Raw genomic sequence first — 20,975 nt, 5'->3', positions numbered from 1 at the left:
GCCGGTCACCTCCCGCTCTCGTCGAACTGCTCGCGTACGAAGTCGAGTTCGTCCTGGGCCCGGCGCCGCTCCTCGGCGATCTCGGGGTCGTCGGGGAAGCGGGCGAGCGCCGCCGTCAGTGCCTCGACGGCCTCCTCCAGGACGGCGCGCGCGCCGGACAGGCTGCCCGACCCCCACCGCTGGAGGGCCAGGCCGCGCAGCACGATACCGAGGCTGAGCTGTGCCCGCCGCCCGTGCGGACTCAAGGCCACCGAGCGCCGCAGGTCGGCGGCGGGCGCGTCGAGCGTGGAGCCCTCGCGGTTCGCCTCGACGATGCCCCGGTCGGCGAGGGCGCGCGCCAACTGGCCGTCGAGGCGCGGCCGTTCGTTGGCGCCGATGACCGTGCGGGCGGCTTCCAGGGTGGCGACGGCCCGGCTGAGCTGCCCGGCGCGGTGGGCGTCCTTCGCGGTGGCGAGGGCGAGGCCGACGACCTTCGCCTGGGTCGGGCGGTAGCGGCCGAGCTCCCGGGCGTGCACGAGGGCGCGCCGCAGGGAGGCGGTGGCCGCCCCGAAGTCCGGCGGGTCGGCGCGGAGTTGGTCGTGGCCGAGCGTGACGCGGGCGTGCAGCGCGAGGTCCCTGGCGTCGCGGGCGAGCCGTTCGTGGCGGTCGGCCAAGCCCGCGTAGCCCGGGTTCAGCTCGTCGAAGCGCGGGCAGTCCGCCTCGCACACGGGCGCGGCGCCCGGGTCCGCCGCGCGGGCCCGCGCGCGGCAGGCGGGGCAGCGCAGCTCCCCGAGCGCGGCGAGGGCGTCGCCGGGCAGCCCGTGGCGCAACCGCATGTGGGCGAGGCCGAGTTCGGAGAAGGCGTGCACGAGCGTGTCGTCCGGCAGGGCGGCAGCGAACGCGCCGAACTCCCGCGCCGCACCGAGCGCCGCGATCCGCAGGGGGCCGCCGCGCACGGGCACTTCGGGCGGCCGTGGTGACGCTCCGGCCGCCGCGTCGAGCAGCCGCGCCGCCTCGGCCTCGCGCTGGAGCAGCAGGTCGGGCGGCACCCTGGCGCCAGTGTCGGCGCCGCCGTCGGTGAGCCGTCGCGCGAGGTGCTCGCACAGCGCGGTACGGAGGTCCGGCACGAGGGACTCCGCCACGTCGACGCCGTACCGGCCCGCGGCGCCGTGCCGCACCCGCTCCCAGAAGGCGGCGTCGTGCAGCAGCGCGCCCCAGGCGCCCACGCACCGTTCGAGGCGCGAACTGACGTTGTCTGTACGGGAGTTGAGCAGGGCGAGGGCGAGCGCGTGGGTGACCCGGTGATCGGCCGGGTCGTGCCGGGTGGCGTCGTCGAGGAGGCCGACGGCCGCGTCGCGGCGACCGCCCGCGACGAGCGTCACCGCGTACAGCGGTACGAACGTGCCGCGCTCGCGGCACAGCCCCCAGGACGCGGCGGTGAGCGCGGCGGCCCGCTCCCGGTCGGGCGCGTCGCCGCCGAGGGCGGTCAGCGCGGCGCGCCGCAGGCGCAGCGCGACCTCCCGGGCGCCCCCGCCGAGCGCCGCCTCGACCCACCGCGCCTCGTCGTCGAGCGGCCCGGCCCGCGCCGCCGCCCGCAGATCGTCGAGCGCGGCCGCCGCGCGGCCGGACTTGGCGCGGACGTAGGCGCGTTGGACGGCCGCGCGCGGGTGCGGGTCGGGCCGGTCGAGGGCTTCGGTGAAGCACGCCTCGGCCGCCGCGAGGTCCCCGCGCCGCGCGAGCGCGCACCCCGTCCAGAAGGGGGCCGCGGCCCCGCCGGGATCCGCCTCCCGCGCTCCGCGGAACTCCACGAGGGCCTGCTCGGTGTCCCCCGCGGCGAGGCGCAGGCGCCCGAGGCCGATCCGGGCGCGAGCGAGGACGTCGGTGCCGTCTGGGGTGTCGGTGGCCCCCGGGGTGTCGGTGGCCTCCGGAGCGTCGGCGCCGTCCGGGGTGTCGGTGGCGTCGGCGGCCCTTGGGGCGCTGATGGCGCGCGGGGTATCGGTGGCGTCCGGGGCGCCGTTGGTCAGGAGGGGCGTCCCGGGCGGGGAGGCGTCGTCGGCGCGCGCCGGGCGCGCGAGGGCCGCCGCGCGCCGGAAGGAGTCCTCCGCGCCCGGCCCGTCCCCGCGGGCCCACCGGGCCTCGCCCTCGGCGCAGGCCGTTCGCGCCGCGGCGTACGCCGTATCCGTTCGCGCCCCCACGTCTCGCACGCCCCCGATCAGCGGCCGGTGCCGGGTCAGCCCGCGGCCTCGTCCAACTCGGAGCGCCAGCGGGACTGCTGTCGGTCGTAGTGCAGGGGCCCCACCCGGAACGCCGTCAAGTCGAGCCCCACCAGCCGTTCATACGCCTCGGCGGGCAGGTCCGGTTCCAGGACGACGCTCAGGCCGGTGCGGTCGTCCCGCAGCACGAGGGGGCGCGGCGGCGCGGCGGCGGCCCCGTCGCGGCGCGCCAGACGGCCCACCGCCGCCTTGAACGCCCCGTACGCGTCCCGCACCGCCTCCGCGCCCAGACCGCTGAGGAATGCCTGCAACGGCAGCGCGGCGAGGACCAGCCAGGGCACGTCGCCCGCGCCGCGGTGACCGACGGCGCGGCGTACGCGCGCGGTGCGGACGCCGAGTCCGGCGAGCGCGGCGACCAGGTCGTCGCCGAGGGCGTCGGTGACGACCTGGTCCAGGAGCAGCTCGGCGCGCAGCGGCGCGCCGGAAGTGCCGGGCGTACGGGGCGCGTCGGGCAGCGGCGGCGCGTCGGTCATGGGGCGGTCATCCTTCCGCCGGGGGTGCGGGGCGTGCGACGGGGCACGGGCCCGCAGCCTAGAGGCCGCGCACCCTGCCGCGCGGGCGAAACCGGATCTCCGGCCCTGCCGATTCCTCATCCAAGGCCCTGAACAGGCACTCTTGCGAGATTTTTCCGGAATGGGGGATTCATGGAACTTTCGTGCTGTGCCGGGAGTCTTCTGAGGTGAAGGCTGAAACGCAGCTGAACACGGGGGTGTTCACCTTGACCGACATCGACCTCGACTTGGACGTCCGGCGCGGGACCGACGGGCCCGGCGCGCCCCACGAGCCGGACGTGACCGACAAGCCGGACGTGACCGCCGGGCCCGCCGCGGCCGACGGCGGCGGCACGGCCACGGGGGAAGCGGACGGCCGCGAGCTCGTTCCGTACGTGGCGCCGCTGACCGTCCCGCCCGTCCTGCGCCCCGCCGGGGGTGACGTCCGCGAAGAGACGGAGATCGCGGTCCGCCCGGCCTGGGTGCGGCTGCACCCGCAGCTCCCGCCCACCCTGATGTGGGGGTACGAGGGCTCCGTGCCCGGCCCCACCATCGAGGTGCGGCGCGGCGAGCGCATCCGTATCGCGTGGACCAACCGCGTGCCCAAGGAGACCGAGTTCCCCGTCACCGCGGTGGAGGTGCAGCGCACGGGCGAGCCGCCCAGCACCCTCCCGGGCCGCGAGGGCGTCGAGCCGAACAAGGACGTGGCCGCGCTCCCCGCCTGGACCGTCACCCACGTCCACGGCGCCCAGACGGGCGGCGGCAACGACGGCTGGGCGGACAACGCCGTGGGATCCGGCGACGCCCAGCTCTCCGAGTATCCGAACGACCACCAGGCGGTCCAGTGGTGGTACCACGACCACGCCATGAACATCACCAGGTGGAACGTGTTCGCGGGCCTGTACGGCACCTACCTCGTCCGCGACGAGGAGGAGGACGCACTCCAACTCCCCTCCGGCAAGCGGGAGATCCCCCTCCTCATCGCCGACCGCAATCTCGACACGGACGAGGACGGCCGACTGACGGGCCGCCTCCTCCACAAGACCACGATCGTCGACCCGAAGAACGCCGAGACGGGCAAGCCGGTCACGCTCCCCTTCACGGGCCCGTACACCACGGTCAACGGCCGCATCTGGCCCTACGCCGACGTGTCCCCGGCCTGGCACCGCCTCCGCCTGGTCAACGCGTCGAACGCACGCGTGTACGACCTCGTCCTCATCGACGAGGGCGGCCGCCCCGTCCCCGGCGTCCTCCACCAGATCGGCAGCGACGGCGGCCTGCTGCCGCGCCCGGTGCCCATCGACTTCGGAGGCACCGCGGGCTCGTCGCCCACGCTGACCGTCGCGCCCGCCGAGCGCTTCGACCTCCTCGTCGACTTCCGCGCGCTCGCGGGCAAGCGCCTCCGCCTGGTCAACAAGGGGCCGAACGCGGCCCCGGGCTTGCCCGACCCCGCGGGGAACGTGCGCTATCCCCACGTCATGGAGTTCCGCGTCGGCAAGGGCGGCGGCGCGCCCGACACCTTCCGCCTCCCCGAGGTCCTCTCCGGGTCCTTCCGCCCGATCGGCCACGGCGTGCCGCACGGCCACCGGCTGATCGTGCTCACCCCACCGGCCACCAAGGGCGGCGGCGGCCACCCGGAGATCTGGGAGATGGAGGAGGTCAAGGACCCCGGGGGCATCCAGTTCCCCACCGACGGCGTCATCCAGGTCCGCGGGCCCGACGGCGCCCTGAAGACCTACCGCAGGACGGCCCGTACGTTCAACGACGGCCTCGGCTTCACCATCGCCGAGGGCGCGTACGAGCAGTGGAGCTTCCTGAACCTCGCCGTCCGGCCGAACGTGACCCACCCCATGCACATCCACCTGGCCGACTTCCAGCTCCTCGGCCGCGACACGTACGACGCCTCGGGCTTCGACCCGGCCGCCGGCGGCACGCGCACCCCGGTCGCGCACGACCCGGCCACACCCGTCCCGATCGCTCCCAACGAGCGTGGCTGGAAGGACGTGTTCCTGGTCCCCGGCGGCCAGATGCTCCGCGTCATCGGCAAGTTCGACGGGGCGTACGGCCGCTTCATGTACCACTGCCACCTGCTCGAGCACGAGGACATGGGCATGATGCGCCCCTTCGTCGTGATGCCCGAGGAGGCCCTGAAGTTCGACCACGGAGGCCATGGCGGCGGCCACGGCGACCACTGAGGGAGCGGCCCCGGGCCCCGGGCTTTCAGCCCGTCCGGCGTTTGAGGACGAGGCGCGAAGCGCCGATGAGCGGGGTCCGGGGCCGAGCCCCGGTTTCGGGAAGGGGCGGGCTTGGGGAACTCCCCGTTAGGGCACCCGCCCCGCGGCCCGGGCCACCGCCGCCCGCCCGAGGGCCCGCACCATCGGATGGGCCCGCGTCCCGTCCCCGCTCAACTCCGGCTGGAACAAGGCCGCGAGGAAGAAGGGATGCCCGGGCAGCTCGACCACCCGCACCTGCCCCTCCTCGTCCGCCCCGGAGAACCGCAGCCCCCGCGCCCGCAGCACATCGAGCAGCCGGACATCGCTCGGTCCGTACGAGCAGTGGTAGCGCTCCACCGTGCGGCCCGCCCCGAGGACGGCCTCGGCGAGCGACCCGGGCGCGAGGGTCACGGCCCCCTCGTGCCCGACGAGCGAGCAGGCGAGCGGCGCGATGAGCGGGTCCTCGGCGTCGGGGTCGTTCTCGGCGTGCGCGGCGTGGGCGAGACCGCACGCATGACGGGCGTACTCCAGGAGCGCGTGCTGGAAGCCGCCACAGGTGCCGAGGAAGGGAATGCCCTCCTCGCGCGCGGTACGGATCGCGGCCAGCGCCCCCGCCTCGCTGCGGTACGGGCTCCCGGGCAGCATCCACACCGCGTCGAACCCCCGCACGGCGCCCGGCTCGGCGGCGTCCTCGGTAGGGATCCAGTACGCGTCGAGGACGATCCCGTCCCGGGCGGCGAGCGCGTCGAGGAGCAGGGGGACGCGGCCGTGCGAGGCGACGTTGGGGGAGCGGTCCCCGACGAGGGCGAGCCGGGCGGGCGGCACGGGGGAGCCGGAAGCGGAGCCCGCCGGGGGGTCCCCGGCGGAATCCGTGGGTCCCGCATCGGAGTTCGCGCGGGGGTTCACGTGCGGGTTCGCGCGGGGGTTCGGGTCGGGGTTCGCGCGGGGTCCCGCATCGGGGTTCGCGTGGGGGTCCACGTGAGGGTTCGCGCGGGGGTTCGGGTCGGGGCTCGCGTGGGGTCCCGCATCGGAGTTCGCGCGGGGGTTCGCGTGGGGGGCCACGTGCAGGTTCGCGAGGAGGTTCGCGTGGGGGTTCGCGTGGGGGCCCGCATCGGAGTTCGCGTGGCGGTTCACGTGGAGGTTCGGGGCGGAGTTCACGTGAGGGTTCACTGAAGGGCGCTCATAGGGTTTCGCGTGCATGGCGGCCATCCTCCGCACCGGCCCTCGTGCGCGTCCAACGACGAATCCTGCACCCTCCATCAGCGCTGCTAATGATGGAGGGATCCTGTTCCCCATGGACCCGCACCTGCTCCGCACGTACGTCACCGTCGTCCGCCTCGCCTCCTTCTCCGCCGCCGCCCGCACCCTCGGCTACACCCAGTCCGCCGTCTCGCAGCACATCGCCGCCCTGGAGCAGGACCTCGGCACGCCGCTCGTGACCCGCCGCCCCGTCGCGCCCACGCGCGCGGGCGAGCGGCTCCTCGACCACGCGGGGCCGCTGCTGCTGCGGCTCGACGCGGCCCGCGCGGAGGTCCTCGCCCTCGCGGGCGCCCCGGACGAGGGCCTGACGCTGGCCGCCGCGCCCACCGCCCTGACCCCTCGCACGCTGCGGGCCCTGCCGCCGACGGGCGTCACGCTGCGGGTCGTCGACCGGGCCTTGGTCCCCGAGGCCGTCGCGACCGGCGCCGCCCAGCTGGGGCTCGTCGACGGGCTCGCCGCGCCGACCGACCCGCTGCGCGTCCCCGACGTCGCCCCGCTCACCACCCGGGGCACGGGCGAGGAACCGGTGTGCGTCGTGCTGCCCGCCGGGCACCCGCTGGCCCGGCGCGCGGGGCTGCGCCTGGGCGACCTCGCGGACGCCCGCTGGCTGGACGCGCCCGGCGCGGGCCTGCCCCTGGACCAGCTGCGCGCCGCGACGGGCGGCACGGGCTTCCGCCCGGCCCTGCGCTACGACGGCACGGACGTACGGACCCTGATCGCGCTCGTGGCGGCCGGACACGGGCTCGCCCTGCTGCCGCGCTCGGCGGCGACCGCCGAGCCGGACGCGCGAGGCGCCGAGGGCACCGTCGCCGTACCGCTCACCGCGCCCCGCGTCGTGCACCGCACCGAGCTGCTGCACACCGGGGCGCTGCGCGGCGCCGCGGCCGCCTGGGCCGCGCGCCTCGACGTCACCCGTTCGTGAATCGTCACGCCGGGTCACGCCGGGTAGGGCTGTGGCCGGAGGCGAGCCATGAAACAGACCGCGTTGCGTCCCAAGCCCATGCCCGGACGGGAGCCCGGCCGGGGCGAGAGATCCGCCAAGGGCCCCCGCCCGCACGCCGCGCGCCGCCGCGGCAAGCGGCTCACCACGCTCCTGCTCGGCCTGCTGTGCGCGGCGGTCCTGGTGCTCACCGGGGTGGGCATCGGCACGGTCGGCGCCACTGTCATCGGCATGAGCAGCCTCGCAAAGATGCAGCGCCAGGCAGGCGCGGGCGCGCCCCCCGGCGCGCCGGAACACGCGCCCCCCGGCGCGCGGCCCACGGGCGGCAAACCCACGGGCGAGACGGCTTCCGGCGAGTCGGCCTCCGGCGTGCGCCCCACCGACAGGACGGCCACGGCCACCGCCCCGTCGGGCCCGCGGCCGCAGACGCTCCGCTCCCCGGGCCCGCGCCTGGTCCTCGGCGTCGAGGCGGCCGACGCCCCGGCGGTGGGCGGCGCGCTGCTCGTCGGCGTGCACGTGCCGGGCCCCGGCCACGCGGCGGGCCTCGTGCGGCGCGACGTCGTCGTCGCGTTCGACGGCGCCCGGGTGCGCACCGCGGCGGACCTCGTCCGCGCGGTGGCCGCGGCACACCCCGGCAGGAACGTCACTCTGACAGTGCGTCACCCGACCGGCACCCGCAGGACCCTGACGGTCACCCCGGGCTTCACCACCTGAGGGCGCGCGGCGGAGCCGCCGGGCCACGCGGAAGAGGTCGCGCGGCGGAGCCGTCAGACCACGCGGAAGTGGGACGTCAACCGCCCCTCGTCGTCGAGGACATGGAGGGCGAACCCCGCCGGGGCGTCCAGGTCGACCAGGCCCTCGCCCTCCCACGGCAGGCGCAGCGTCGAGACCACGCCGGGCCCGACGACCAGCGGCCGCCCCGCGAAGGTGGTCGCCGCGGGCGTGTGCGCGTGCCCGATGATCAGGCCCGCGATCTCCGGGCGGCGCTCCACCAGCGCCCGCAGCCGGTCCGGCTCGCGCAGCGGCCACGCGGTGTCCAGGCGCGGATGGTGCACGGGCACGGGGTGGTGGTGGAAGGCGAGCAGCACCGGCGTCTCCCCGTCGAGGGCGTCGAGCCGGTCCTCCAGCCAGGCGTACGTCGTCTCGTCGAGCAGCCCGTGGTCGTGGCCGGGCACGCTGGAGTCGAGCAGGAGTACCTCGGCGCCGCCGACGCGGTGGGCGCTGTTCACCGGGGCCTCGGACGCGCTCGCCGCGGGCTCGCCGAGCAGGGCGGTGCGGAACGGCGTGCGCCGGTCGTGGTTGCCGGGGCAGGTGAGCACGGGCCAGGGCGCGTCGGTGAACAGCAGGCGCGCCGCCTCCTTGTACTCGGCCTCCTCGCCGTGGTCGGCGATGTCGCCGGTCACGAGCAGCGCGTCCACGGGCCCGGGCAGCGCCCGCAGCCGCTCCATGACGCGCTCGGCGCGCTCGGTCGCCCGTGCGCCGCCGTCCAGGTGCAGGTCACTGATCTGCGCGAGTACCAGCATGTCGTACGTCCCTCCCGTGCCCCGGGCGCCGTCCAAGTGCCCCTGTCCACACCCGGGCCCGGCCTCAAGCTAATGGATATGCGGCATCTAACCATTAGTCATGGGCCGGGGGAACAGCCACCTGGGAACCGGTGGCCTGCCCCGGCGCGCCGGGTGCCGCAGGCGGGGCCGTCCGGGCCGCGATAACCCGCTCGCGCCGTGCGGGGCGCGCGGGCAGGATGCTGGGGAAGATCCCTGCCCGCGGGACCGCCGCGGGCAGGCGCCGCAGACGCTTACAGGAGGCCCGATGACCCCGGCCACGCCCGCGCCGTTCACCGCCGACGACTACCGCGCCCGGATGGACCGCGCCGCGCGCGCCGCCGCCGAAGCGGGCCTCGCGGGCGTCCTCGTCGCGCCCGGACCCGATCTGGTGTGGCTGACCGGCTACCGCGTGCCCGCCGACACCGAGCGGCTCACCCTGCTCGTGCTCGCGCCCGGCCAGGACCCCGTGCTCGTGGTGCCCACTCTGGAGGCCCCGGACGCCGCGCGCGCGGCGGGTGCCTCCGCGCTGACCCTGCGCGACTGGACCGATGGCGTCGACCCGTACGGGGTGGCCGCGCCGCTGCTCGCGAAGGACGGCCGCTTCGGCGTGAGCGACAACGCCTGGGCGCTCCATCTGCTGGGCATGCAGCGGCAGTTGCCCGGCAGCTCCTACGTCGCGCTCACCGAGGCCCTGCCGATGCTGCGGGCCGTCAAGGACGCGGCGGAGCTGGAGCGCCTCACCGCCGCGGGGGCCGCCGCCGACGCCACGTACGAGGAGATCCAGAAGGTCCCGTTCGCGGGCCGCAAGGAGACCGACGTCGCCGGTGACCTCGCCGACCTGCTGCGCCAGTTCGGGCACGAGCAGGTGGACTTCACCGTCGTCGGCTCGGGGCCGAACGGCGCGAGCCCGCACCACGAGGCGGGCGACCGCGTCATCGCCCACGGCGACATGGTCGTCCTCGACTTCGGCGGCCTGAAGCACGGCTACGGCTCCGACACCTCGCGCACCGTGCACGTCGGGGAGCCCTCCGCCGAGGAGCGGCGCGTGCACGACGTGGTGCGCGAGGCCCAGGACGCCGCGTGCCGCGCGGTGCGCCCCGGCATCGCCTGCCAGGAGGTCGACCGCGTGGCGCGCGCGGTGATCACCGAGGCGGGGTACGGCGAGTACTTCATCCACCGCACCGGGCACGGCATCGGTGTCACCACGCACGAGCCGCCGTACATGATCGAGGGCGAGGAGCAGCCCCTCGTGCCCGGCATGTGCTTCTCGGTGGAGCCCGGCATCTACCTCCCCGGCCGCTTCGGTGTCCGCATCGAGGACATCGTCACGGTGACGGAGGAGGGCGGCCGTCGCCTCAACAACACATCACGTGAAATGGCGATCGTGAACTGACGTTGCGTGTTTCGAGTGCGCGCCGTCTGTGGCTGGTCGCGCTCACGCGGCGGAGCCGCATATCGATACGGTCCCGCGCCCCTTCGGGGCGCTCCTGCTCACTCCTTCGTGAAGTGCGCCAGCACGTCGTACGGGGGCGGCAACGGTCGCGCGCTTGCCTCATCAAGGCGCCGCAGCTGCTCCCCGTCCAACTCCCACCCCACCGCGCCCAGGTTGTCGGTGAGCTGCTCCACGGATCGCGCGCCGACGATCGGCGCGGTCACGCCCGGCCGCTGGAGCAGCCACCGCAGGGAGACCTGCGCGGGTGTGCGCCCTGTCTCCTCGGCGAGAGCCAGCACCGCGTCCACGACCCGCCAGGTCGCCTCCGTGGCCCGCTCGTCCCACTGCCCGCCGCCGCGCGCGCCCCGCGGCGGCGCCGCCATGCCGCGCCGGTACTTCCCCGAGAGCCACCCCGCGTGCAGCGGGCTGTACGGGATGACGCCGACACCCTCCGCGCGGCACAGCGGAAGGAGCTCCCACTCGGCCTCGCGCGCAAGGAGGTTGTAGATCGGCTGGAGGCACACGTACGGCTCCCAGCCGCGCGCGTGGGCCACGTCGCGGGCCTTCTGCAGCTGCGCGGGGCTGTGGTTGCTCGCGCCGAGGTAGCGGACCTTGCCCGCCCGCACCAGGGTGTCGAGCGTGGACAGGGTCTCCTCGATCGGCGTGTGCGCGTCCCACACGTGCGTCTGGTACAGATCCACGTGGTCGGTGCCCAGGCGGCGCAGGCTCGCGTCCACCGCGGCCAGGACGTGCTTGCGGCCGAGCCCGCGCGCGTTCGGCGCCTCGCCCGTCGGCAGGAACACCTTGGTGGCGATCACCAGGTCGTCCCGTACGCGGCCCTTGAGCCAGCGGCCGAGCACCTCCTCCGACACGCCGTCGCCATAGGCGTCGGCGGTGTCGATGAACGTGCCGCCCGCCTCCGTGAACGCGTCCAGCATCGCGTGCGCGACCCGCTCGTCCGCCCCGCCGCCGAACGTCATGGCGCCGAAGCACAGTTCGCTGACCCGGAGTCCGGTGCTCCCCAGCCGCCGCTGTTCCATCGCTGTGTCCTCCTCGAAGTCGCCACCAGGCTAGGCCGGGGCACCGGCACGGCCCCGGGCTACTCCACGGCGAGCACCGCGCACGACTCGCCGGGCAGCCGCACGGTCCCGTCCGCGTCCGGGCCCTCGACGGGCTCCCACGCGGCGAGCACGCGCGCGTGGCGCACGCCCAACGGCACCTGGACGGCGCTCTTCGCGAGGTTCACCACGATCCGCAGGTCCCCGCGCCGCACGGCGAACCAGCGCGCCTCCGTGTCATGGGCGACGCGCACCGCGGCCAGATCGGCGTCGGTGAGGTCGCCCCGCTCCCGGCGCAGCGCGATCAGCTCGCGGTACCAGCCGAGCACGCGCGCGTGGTGGCCCTTCTCCCGCTCGGCCCAGTCGAGACAGGAGCGCTCCCGCGTCGCCGGGTCCTGCGGATCGGGAATCTCCTCCTCCGCCCACCCGTGCGCGGCGAACTCCCGCCGCCTGCCCTGCCGTACGGCCCGCGCGAGCTCGGGGTCGGTGTGGTCGGTGAAGAACTGCCACGGCGTCGAGGCCGCCCACTCCTCGCCCATGAACAGCATCGGCGTGAAGGGAGCCGTGAGCGTCAGCGCGGCCGCGCACGCCAGCAGCCCGGGGGAGAGCGTCGCGGAGAGCCGGTCGCCCTGCGCGCGGTTGCCGACCTGGTCGTGCGTCTGCGCGTAGCCGACCAGCCGGTACGCGGGCGTGCGCACGCGGTCGAGCGGGCGCCCGTGCGCCCGGCCCCGGAAGCTGGAGTACGTACCGTCGTGGAAGTAGCCGTGCGTCAGCGTCTTCTCCAGGGCCGCGAACGGGGCCGCGGCGAAGTCCGCGTAGTAGCCGTGGGACTCGCCGGTCAGCGCGGTGTGCAGCGCGTGGTGGAAGTCGTCGCTCCACTGGGCGTCGAGGCCCAGGCCGCCGCCCGCGCGCGGGGTGATGAGCCGCGGGTCGTTCAGGTCCGACTCCGCGATGAGCCCGAGCGGTCGGCCGAGCTCGTCGGCGAGCGCGTCGACGGCCGTCGCCAGCTCCTCCAGGAAGGGCCGCGCCCGGGTGTCGCGCAGCGCGTGCACGGCGTCCAGGCGCAGCGCGTCCACGCCGTAGTCCCGCAGCCAGGCGAGCGCGCTGCCGACGAGGTAGGCCCGCACCTCGTCCGAGCCGGGCGCGTCCAGGTTCACGGCGGCGCCCCACGGGGTGTGGTGCGTGTCCGTGAAGTACGGCCCGAAGGCGGGCAGATGGTTCCCCGAAGGACCCAGGTGGTTGTGCACCACGTCCAGGACCACGCCGAGGCCCGCGGCGTGGGCCGCGTCGACGAACCGCTTCAGCGCGTCGGGCCCGCCGTACGGCTCGTGCACGGCCCACAGCGACACCCCCTCGTAGCCCCACCCGTGCCGCCCCGGGAAGGGGCACACCGGCATCAGCTCGACGTGCGTGACGCCCAGGTCCACGAGGTGGCTGAGGCGCTCCGCCGCCGCGTCCAGGGTGCCCTCGCGCGTGTACGTGCCCACGTGCAGCTCGTACAGGACCGCCTCCCGCAGGCCGCGTCCCGCCCACGGCGCGCGCCACGCGAACCGCGCGTGGTCGACGACGGCGCTCAGGCCGTCGGGCCCGTCCGGCTGCCGGGCCGACCGGGGGTCGGGCAGCGCGGGGCCGCCGTCGAGCGCGAAGCCGTACCGGGTGCCGTCCTCGGCCGCCGCCTGACCGGTCCACCACCCGGGGCGCTCCGGATCGCGCGCCATCGCGCGCCGGGCGCCCGCTTCGCCCGCCAGGACCAGCTCCACGCGCTCCGCGCGCGGTGCCCACACCTCGAACCTCACCGGCAGCCCCCTCGTCGGCCCGCGTGTCCCCGCCCCTCCATGGTGCGCCAGAAGAGATCGCCGCGAAGGCGTTCGCCGCATTCCGGCGGGCCACTCGCCGGAAGGGGAAGCACCGGGCGCTTCGTCGCCCGCCGCTTCATCCCAATGGACCGATTTGATCCTATTTTCCGTCCATATGTATAGGACTGGGGTGGCTTCGCCACACGAGTACGAGATGAGGAAGACATGGCCGTAGGAATGGCAGCCCCCGGCGGCGCGCCGGGGCGCAGGAGACGGGCGGCCGCGCTGCTGCTCGGCCTGTGCGTGGCCGGATCACCGATCGCGTCGGCGTCCGCCCTGGCCCCGGGCGCCGCGGCCCGGCCCGCGGGTCCCGGCGACGGCACGGTGACCGTACGGGTCGTCACCGAGGTGGACGCCGACGGCGCGTACGACAGCGTCCTGGAGCCGGGCATGCCCGGCGTGAAGGTCACGCTCACCGACGACGCCGGGCACGTCATCACGGCGACGACGGGCGACGACGGCACCGCCGTGTTCACCCCCGCCTCCTCCGAGCTGACCGGAGGCAAGTACCGGGTCGACGTCTCCAACCCCGACCCGGGCACCTACTCGCCCGCCGTCGCCGGGCTCGGCGGCGGCGCGGACGTCATCCGCAGCAACACCGGCTTCGTGACCGCAGGCGGCGGCACGGACGTCACGTACACGACCGGCTTCTGGCAGCCGGACCTGTACTGCCAGGAGAACCCCACTCTCGTCACCTGCGCCCTGTCCAAGGGCGACGCGACCGGACGCAAGGGCCTGGTGTCGTTCGAGGGCAACATCTCCACCACCCCTCCCGGCGGCACCGTCACGGACCTGACCGGCAACACCGAGCAGCAGGCGGTCTTCGGCCTCGGCACCGACCGCACCGGAAACGTCTACATGGGCACCATGGTCAAGCGGCACACCGCGTACGGCCCGGCGGGCCCGGTCAACGCGATCTACCGCTACAACCGCACCAGCGACCAGGTGACCACCTTCGCCACCCTGCCCGGCACCCTCACCGCCCACGACACCGGCAACAACCTGCTGAACGACGACCCCGTCTACAGCAAGGTCGGCCGCGAGGGCATCGGCGACGTGGACGTCTCCGGCGACGGCAGGACGATGTACGCGGTCAACCTCAACGACTCCAAGCTGTACACCCTGCCCATCCAGGGCAGCGGCGACGCCGTCACCGCCGGTACGCAGACCTCGTACGACATCCCCAAGCCCGCCGACTGCGTCGGCGAGTGGCACCCGTACGGCCTCGGCGTACGCGGCAAGCGGGTGCTCGTCGGCGGCGTGTGCGGCGCCGAGCCGACCGTGACGACCGCCGCTCCCTGGGGCGACCCGGCCCAGCTCAGCGCGCACGTCTACGAGTTCAAGGGGGGCGCCTTCACCGAGGCGTTCACGCACAAGCTCGACTACCCGCGTGGCTGCGCCTACCGCTTCACCGGCGCGCCCGCCACGAACTACCGCTGCACCGACGCCACCACCGTCGGCCAGCGGATGAGCGCCCAGTGGGAGGCGTGGAACGAGCGGGTGCCCACCAGCGAGGAGCACCAGTTCGTCACCGCCCCGCAGCCGATCCTGTCCAACATCGAGATCGCCGACAACGGCGACCTGATCCTCGGCTACCGCGACCGCTTCGCCGACATGCAGGGCAACGGCACCAACGCCTACGGCAACGGCCCGATCGTCAACGCCGTCGCCGCGGGCGACGTGCTGCGCGCCTGCGCCTCCGGGACGACGTACACGCTGGAGTCCAACGGCACCTGCGGCTCGCTCACCGGCAGCCTGCCGGACAACAAGCTCGGCCCCGGCGGCGGCGAGTTCTACAACGACCTCACCGTCCTGGGCGACGCCCAGCACGACCAGGTCGGCGAGGGCGGCCTGGTGCTCCAGCCCTACCGCAAGAAGCTGTGGAGCACCGTCTTCGACCCGTTCACCAACCAGGCGTACGAACAGGGCGTGCGCCGCTGGGACTCCGAGAGCGGGGCCATCACCGGCAACCTCACCATCCAGTCGACCTGGGCCGCGCCGTCCGACCTCTTCGGCAAGGGCAACGGCCTCGCCGAACTGGAGATCATCTGCGACCAGGCGCCCGTCCAGATCGGCAACCGCGTCTGGTTCGACGCCGACAAGGACGGCGTCCAGGACCCGTCCGAGCCGCCGATCCCGGGCGTGAAGGTGACGCTGACCCCGAAGGGCGGCGGCGACCCGATCACCGTCGTCACCGACGAGAACGGCGAGTACTACGTCGGCACGCCCCAGGGCCTCAAGCCCGACACCGCGTACGACACCACCTTCGACTACAGCGGCATCGACCCCTCCAAGCTGCCCGGCTCGCCCACCCTGGACGAACTGCGGTGGACCACGAAGGAGGCCGGAGACGACCGGCTGATCGACTCGAACGTCGACCCGGAGGGCAGGACCGAGGTGACCGTCGGCCCGCCCGGCTACGTCAACCACGGCATCGACGCGGGCCTCCACGTCCCGCCGCGCGCCCTCCTCACGGTCGTCAAGAAGGACAAGGCGACCGGTGCTCCGCTCGCCGGCGCGGTCTTCGAGGCGTGGCGCGAGACCAACGGCACCGAGGGGCTCCAGACGTCGGGTTCCGATCCCGACACGAAGGCCGGTGACGCCTGCACGACGGGCGCGGACGGCCGCTGCGTCTTCCGGGAGCTGCCGCTCGGCACGTACTACCTGCGCGAGACGGCCGTGCCCGACGGATACGTGCTGCCCCGCGACCCGGTGTCAGGCCCCCACGTCCTCACCGCCGGAGGCGACGGCAAGGTCGTCACCCTCACGAACAAGCCGGACCTGCGGCTCACCCTCGTCAAGAAGGACGCCAAGACGGGCAGGCCGCTCGCCGGAGCGGTGTTCCAGCTGTGGCGCGAGTCCAACGGCAAGGCAGGCCTCCAGACTTCGGGAGCCGGACGCGACACCCTCCAGGACGCCGGATGCGTCACCGACCGCAAGGGCCGCTGCGCCTTCCGGGAGCTGCCGCCCGGCACGTACTACCTGCGCGAGACGGCGGTGCCCGAAGGCTATGTCCTGCCGCCGAAGACGGTGTCGGGCCCGTACGTCCTCACCGTGCCCGGCGCGAGCGAGGGCGACGGACTGACCGTGACGCGCACCAACGAGCGAGGGGAGCCGTGCAAGGGCAAGAAGTGCTGACGGCCTGACGGCCCCGTGAGCGCCGCGCACCCGGCAGGGTGACGCGGAGCGGGCCGCGCACCGGTATCGGCCGGGTGCGCGGCCCGCGCGCATGGCGGCACGTCACGCCGGGGGCGCGGACCTGGGCGCGCGCTTCCCGGGCCGGACTCCGGCGCGGCCGCCCCGCTCCCCCTCACCCGCTCCGGACTTGGCGTTTTCTGGACACCCGGGCTGAGCTGGCCGACAATCGTCGACGTGACCCTTTCTTCCGCGGCTTCCCCCGAGTACGACACGCAGGCGGGGCGGGTGAGCGACGCCGAGCGGGAGCGGGCCCTGGAGGTGCTCAGGGAGGGCGCGGCGCTCGGCCGCCTCTCGCACGACACGTTCGTCCGCCGCATGGAGCTGGCGCTCGCCGCCCGCAAGCGCCAGGAACTGGCTGTGCTCACCGCCGATCTGCGCACGGAGCACCGCTGGACGCGGCTCGCGCTGGCCACCGTCGGCGCGGTCTCCGGCTTCGGCGTGAAGCTGCGCCGGGCCTGGCAGGCGGAGAAGCTGCCCAAGCTGCTGCTCCCGGCGCCGGGCGCGTATCCGCTGCGCATCGGCAGGGACCCGGCGAACGGCCTGCGGCTGAGCCACGACACCGTCTCGCGCGTCCACGCCGAGCTGATCCACCAGGGCGGTCTGTGGGTCCTGCGCGACCTCGGCTCCACGAACGGCACGTCCGTCAACGGCCGCCGGGTGATCGGTGCCGCCGTCGTGCGGGACGGGGACCAGGTCTCCTTCGGCCACATGTCGTTCTGCCTCGCGGCGGCCTGAGACCCGCGCGCCGGGAGGGCCCGGTCCCTTTCCGGAGGCCCGTCACACGTCCCGTACGCGCGCGTGCCGGGCCGCCTCCACCGCCGTCCGCGCCTGGTGCTCGACCTGGCGCTCCAGCGGCACCCAGCGGGCCTTGAACCGGTCGGCGAACTCCTCGCTCCACCGCGTCACCAGCCGGTCGAGCCGGGGCGCCGCCCGGTCGTCGGCCTCCCGCAGGACGCGCAGGAGCATCGCGGCCGCCCGCAGCGGAAGGCGCCGCCCGAAGGCGTCCACGCTGCCGATGTACGCCATCGACGTCCCGGCGGGCGGCAGCCGGCCCCAGTCGTCGGCGAGCCCCGGCACCAGGTCGAGCGCCCACCGGGCCGCCCGCAGCAGCGGCCCGTCCGCGCCCGGGAGCCGGGGCAGCGCGTCGCCGAGGACGTCCTCCACCAGGCCCGCGTCGTGCCGCAGGCGCCGGGCGAAGCCGCGCAGGGCCGCCCGGGGCGCCGGGTGCACGGCCATGTCGTCCACCATGTCGCTCGCCCACATCGGCACCTCCACGATGGCTGTCACGCCGCCGTAGCGGTGCGCGTGGTGCCAGGTGGTGTGCCGGGCGTCCTCCGGCAGGCTCGGATAGGCGGCCGCCGAGCCGGGCCCGGGCAGCACGTGGACGCCGGGCCCCGACACCGGCCAGCCCGCCGCGTCCGACGCGCCCGTCTCCACCGGGATGCCGAGGCGCGCCGCCGACGCGGCGAACGGCGCGGCGAGCCCGGGGATGTCCCGGGTCAGCTGCACCCAGCTGCCGCCGAGGTCGGTGCAGTGCAGCGACACCTGCAAGTAGGGCCGCAGTTCGTCGATGACGCCCTTCAGGGCGAGGGTCTCGGGCGGCAGCCGGTCCGGTGGAAGCACGGACGGCGACCACTCGGGCTGCTCGGGGCCCGCCGGGCGGAAGAAGTGCCGGTGGTAGTCGAGGAGGGTGCGCGGCGCCGGGGTGCGGTGCAGGTCGGCGCCGTCCGGGTCGGCGCACAGCAGGAAGTTCCAGGACGTGTCGGCCCGCAGCGCGGCGTCGCGCACCGTCCACTCGGCGAGGGCGACGAGGGTCGAGCCGCCCGTGGGTTCGTTGGCGTGCGCGCCCGCCACCACGAGCACCGCGCGCGGCCCGTGCCCGACGGACAGCAGGTGCAGGGGGCGGCCCGCACGGGAGGAGCCGACCTGGCGCAGCGTGCACAGATCAGGACGGTGAGCCGCCAGCTCCCGCGCGGACACGACGAGTTCGGGAACACTGGGATAGCGGTTCGCCGCCAGTTGACTCACCCCCGACTGGTCCGCTGACGCAATCCGCAGTACGCCACGCGGCGGAACGCGTGTCAAGCACCCTGAAGGCGGGCTCCACGTCGCCCACGCCTGGTACACACGGCTCCGCTCGCTCCTTCCGCCCCATCCACGGGCCGGTATGCCCCGCTCCGTGCGGAGCGCGCCCCCGGCGCCCGCCGTCAGACGCGCTCCAAAAGAGCCACTGGAAGCGGCGCGAGCAGCTCGTCCACGCGCGTCCACCCAGTGAACTCGCGCCCCGGAGTGAGCAGATCGCTCCACGCCCCCCGCGGCAGCGGCAGGGCCGTGTCCCGCCAGCCGCCCGCGTCCGCGAGGCGCAGCGAAAGACGCGTCACGGCCACCACCACGCCCCCGGAGCGGCAGTAGGCCAGACAGTGCCCCGCGCAGGGCCCGGACGCCGTCAGCGGCTCGTACGTGCCCCCGCCGCCGAACAGGCCGGGCCGCCGGGCCCGCAGCCGCAGCGCCGCCGCGGTGACCGCCAGCTTCTCGTCCGACAGGTCCCAGGAGTCCCGGCGCGCGCCGAGCCCCTCCAGCAGGCCCGCGTCGAAGGTCGTGGGGCGCCGGTTGTCGGGGTCGACCAGGGCGTGGAAGGCGCGCTCCGTGCCCTGGTACAGATCCGGCACGCCCGGCATCGTCAGGTGCAGCAGGGCGCCGCTGAGGACGTTCACGCGCGCGTGCGGGGCGAGTTCGGCCGCGAAATCGGCCACCGCCGCCAGCGGAGGGCCGCACGGACCCGCCGCCAGGAACGCCGTCACGGCCCCTTCGTAGCCCTCGTCGCGCTCCGTCCAGCTCGTGTGCAGGCCCGCCTCCCGCACGTGCTTCAGCAGGGCCTCCCGAAGCCGCCCGCCGTAGTCGTCGGACCCGGAGCGCGCGGCGGGGGCGAAGCCCACCGCCGTCTGCCAGGCGGCCCAGGCCAGTTGGGGGTCGGGCGCCCGCGGGGACTGCCGCGTCACCTCGGTGAGCAGCGCGTCCCACCGCTCGGGGGCCTGCGTGAGCACGCTGATGCCCGCCCGCACCTCGGCGCTGCGCTTGGTGTCGTGGGTCGTCAGGGCCGTGCCCGAGTACGGCCAGTCCCGCCGCACGCGCGCGCAGTACGCGTGGAACTCCGCCACGTCGAGCGCGGGCCGCCCCGGCTCGCCGCCCACCTCGGCCGCCGACAGGAGCGGCACGTACCGGTAGAACGCGGTGTCCTCCACGGACTTGGCCCGCAGCGCGGCCGCCGTCTGCGCGAACCGCGCCCGGAACGCCGCGCACCGCTCGTCGTCGCCCCGCCTGCCGAGCGCCAGGTCCCGCACCGCGTCGACCGCTGCGGCCTCCTCGGGCACCGTGAACGCCCGCCTGGCCTCGGCGGCCGCGCCCGCCGTCAGGACCGTCGCGGGGTCGGCGCCCCCGCGCGCGTACGGGCGGTAGACCTCCAGGCGCACGAGCAGCTCCCGCAGCGCCGTCCGCAGTGCCCACGGGGCGTGGTCCCTCAGGCCGGGGTCCGTCGCGCACAGCGCGTCCGCCTCGCGCGTCAGCCGCTCCACCTCGGCGGCCAGCTCCCGCGTGACGACCTTGTAGGCGGCGCGCCGCACGGTCGCCCGCCAGTCGCCGCCCCGGTCGGCGGGCGGCGCGGCGAACCGGCGGTAGCGGCCCCGGAGTTCGCGGGCGCCCGCCTCGTCCGTGAGCACCCCGTCGACGTGCCGCAGCGCGTCGTAGCCGGTGGTGCCCGCCACCGGCCAGGCCGCGGGCAGGCGCTCGCCGTCGGCCAGGATCTTCTCGACGACCGTCCAGCGCCCGCCCGTCGCCTCGTGCAGCCGCCCGAGGTACGCCCCCGGGTCCACGAGCCCGTCCGGGTGGTCGACGCGCAGGCCGTCGACGACGCCCTCGCCGAGCAGCCCGAGGATCGTGGCGTGCGTCGCCTCGAACACCTCCGGGTCCTCCACCCGTACGGCGATCAGGTCCGAGATGGTGAAGAAGCGCCGGTAGTTGAGCTCGGTGCGGGCGAGCCGCCACCAGCCGAGCCGGTACCACTGCGCGTCGAGCAGCCGCGGCAGCGGCAGCCGCTCGGTGCCCGGGCGCAGCGGGAAGACCCGGTCGTGGTAGCGCAGCACCTCGCCGTCGACGCGCAGGTGCGCGAGGTCCGCGCCGAGCCGGTGGCCGAGCACGGGCAGCAGCAGCCTGCCGCCGCCCGCCGCCCAGTCCACGTCGAACCAGCGCGCGTACGGCGACGCGGGCCCGTCGCGCAGCACCTCCCACAGCGCGCGGTTGTGCAGCGGGTCGGCCGCCATGTGGTTCGGCACGATGTCCACGACCAGGCCGAGCCCGGCCGCCCGCGCCGCGCGCGCGAGCGCCCGCAGGCCCGCCTCGCCGCCCAGCTCGCCCCGCACGCGCGCGTGGTCCACGACGTCGTAGCCGTGCGCGGAGCCGGGCACCGCCTCCAGGACCGGCGACAGATGCAGGTGCGAAACCCCGAGCGCGGCCAGATAGGGCACCGCGGCCTCGGCCGCCGCGAAGGGGAACTCCGGACACAGCTGCAGCCGGTACGTGGCGGTCGGCGGCCGCGGGACATCGGGCGCGGGGCGCGGAGACGTCATGCGAACGTACGTACCCGCCCGGGCGGCTTTTGTGCCTGCGGCGCACGCGCGGGTTCCAGGGAGCGCCCCGAAGGGGCGCGGCCCAGCCACCGACGGCCCGGCCGACCCG

14 protein-coding genes are annotated in these 20,975 nt (G+C 75.4%); 6 read left to right on the top strand and 8 right to left on the bottom strand.

Annotated features, from left to right (window positions below; translation table 11 throughout):
- Positions 1-5 precede the first annotated feature (5 nt).
- Together ACIG3E_RS21105 and ACIG3E_RS21100 are read right to left on the bottom strand one after the other, a co-directional pair.
- Positions 6-2,174 carry a tetratricopeptide repeat protein gene (locus ACIG3E_RS21105; protein ID WP_399618488.1) on the bottom strand — a complete coding sequence of 723 codons (2,169 nt, stop codon included), beginning with the start codon at positions 2,172-2,174 and terminating at the stop codon, positions 6-8.
- Between the two features lie 35 nt (positions 2,175-2,209).
- Entirely contained in the window at positions 2,210-2,725 is a 516-nt protein-coding gene (locus tag ACIG3E_RS21100; protein WP_399618485.1) for a hypothetical protein, read from the bottom strand.
- A gap of 335 nt (positions 2,726-3,060) precedes the next feature.
- On the opposite strand from ACIG3E_RS21100, the gene phsA reads away from it, so the two are divergent.
- Complete coding sequence (phsA, locus tag ACIG3E_RS21095) at positions 3,061-4,938, top strand: O-aminophenol oxidase PhsA (RefSeq protein WP_399618845.1); 1,878 nt, start codon at positions 3,061-3,063, stop codon at positions 4,936-4,938.
- Positions 4,939-5,064: 126 nt separating this feature from the next.
- On the opposite strand, the gene ACIG3E_RS21090 is transcribed toward phsA, so the two are convergent.
- Positions 5,065-5,781: a hypothetical protein gene (locus ACIG3E_RS21090; protein WP_399618482.1), complete on the bottom strand. Its 717-nt coding sequence runs from the start codon at positions 5,779-5,781 to the stop codon at positions 5,065-5,067.
- A gap of 469 nt (positions 5,782-6,250) precedes the next feature.
- On the opposite strand from ACIG3E_RS21090, the gene ACIG3E_RS21085 reads away from it, so the two are divergent.
- Together ACIG3E_RS21085 and ACIG3E_RS21080 are read left to right on the top strand one after the other, a co-directional pair.
- On the top strand, positions 6,251-7,138 hold the full coding sequence (locus tag ACIG3E_RS21085) for a LysR family transcriptional regulator (protein ID WP_399618479.1): 888 nt from the start codon (positions 6,251-6,253) through the stop codon (positions 7,136-7,138).
- Positions 7,139-7,186: 48 nt separating this feature from the next.
- Positions 7,187-7,870: a PDZ domain-containing protein gene (locus tag ACIG3E_RS21080; RefSeq protein WP_399618476.1), complete on the top strand. Its 684-nt coding sequence runs from the start codon at positions 7,187-7,189 to the stop codon at positions 7,868-7,870.
- A gap of 53 nt (positions 7,871-7,923) precedes the next feature.
- Here the strand turns inward: ACIG3E_RS21080 and ACIG3E_RS21075 are convergent, their stop codons facing one another.
- Positions 7,924-8,679 carry a metallophosphoesterase gene (locus ACIG3E_RS21075; RefSeq protein WP_399618473.1) on the bottom strand — a complete coding sequence of 252 codons (756 nt, stop codon included), beginning with the start codon at positions 8,677-8,679 and terminating at the stop codon, positions 7,924-7,926.
- Positions 8,680-8,965: 286 nt separating this feature from the next.
- Between ACIG3E_RS21075 and ACIG3E_RS21070 the strand changes: the two genes are divergently transcribed.
- Entirely contained in the window at positions 8,966-10,093 is a 1,128-nt protein-coding gene (locus ACIG3E_RS21070; protein ID WP_399618470.1) for a M24 family metallopeptidase, read from the top strand.
- A 98-nt stretch (positions 10,094-10,191) separates the two neighbouring features.
- Here the strand turns inward: ACIG3E_RS21070 and ACIG3E_RS21065 are convergent, their stop codons facing one another.
- Positions 10,192-11,172, bottom strand: a complete 981-nt coding sequence (locus ACIG3E_RS21065; protein WP_399618468.1) for an aldo/keto reductase — start codon at positions 11,170-11,172, stop codon at positions 10,192-10,194.
- Positions 11,173-11,231: 59 nt separating this feature from the next.
- Positions 11,232-12,986 (bottom strand): malto-oligosyltrehalose trehalohydrolase, encoded by a 1,755-nt coding sequence (gene treZ, locus ACIG3E_RS21060; protein WP_399618465.1) that lies wholly within the window; start codon positions 12,984-12,986, stop codon positions 11,232-11,234.
- A 225-nt stretch (positions 12,987-13,211) separates the two neighbouring features.
- On the opposite strand from treZ, the gene ACIG3E_RS21055 reads away from it, so the two are divergent.
- Both ACIG3E_RS21055 and ACIG3E_RS21050 read left to right on the top strand, forming a co-directional pair.
- Positions 13,212-16,184 (top strand): SpaA isopeptide-forming pilin-related protein, encoded by a 2,973-nt coding sequence (locus ACIG3E_RS21055; RefSeq protein WP_399618463.1) that lies wholly within the window; start codon positions 13,212-13,214, stop codon positions 16,182-16,184.
- Between the two features lie 234 nt (positions 16,185-16,418).
- A complete protein-coding gene (locus ACIG3E_RS21050) occupies positions 16,419-16,979 on the top strand; it encodes an FHA domain-containing protein (RefSeq protein WP_399618460.1) in 561 nt (186 codons plus the stop codon).
- 42 nt (positions 16,980-17,021) lie between these two features.
- Here the strand turns inward: ACIG3E_RS21050 and ACIG3E_RS21045 are convergent, their stop codons facing one another.
- Together ACIG3E_RS21045 and treY are read right to left on the bottom strand one after the other, a co-directional pair.
- Positions 17,022-18,272, bottom strand: a complete 1,251-nt coding sequence (locus tag ACIG3E_RS21045) for a M14 family zinc carboxypeptidase (protein ID WP_399618458.1) — start codon at positions 18,270-18,272, stop codon at positions 17,022-17,024.
- Positions 18,273-18,451: 179 nt separating this feature from the next.
- On the bottom strand, positions 18,452-20,866 hold the full coding sequence (treY, locus tag ACIG3E_RS21040; RefSeq protein WP_399618455.1) for a malto-oligosyltrehalose synthase: 2,415 nt from the start codon (positions 20,864-20,866) through the stop codon (positions 18,452-18,454).
- Positions 20,867-20,975: the final 109 nt, after the last annotated feature.

Origin of the sequence: Streptomyces sp. NPDC053474, from assembly GCF_044544845.1 — a bacterium.
Taxonomy (GTDB): Bacteria; Actinomycetota; Actinomycetes; order Streptomycetales; family Streptomycetaceae; genus Streptomyces.
The sequence above is the reverse complement of the archived record's forward strand: the minus strand, read 5'-3'. Positions and strand labels throughout refer to the sequence as shown.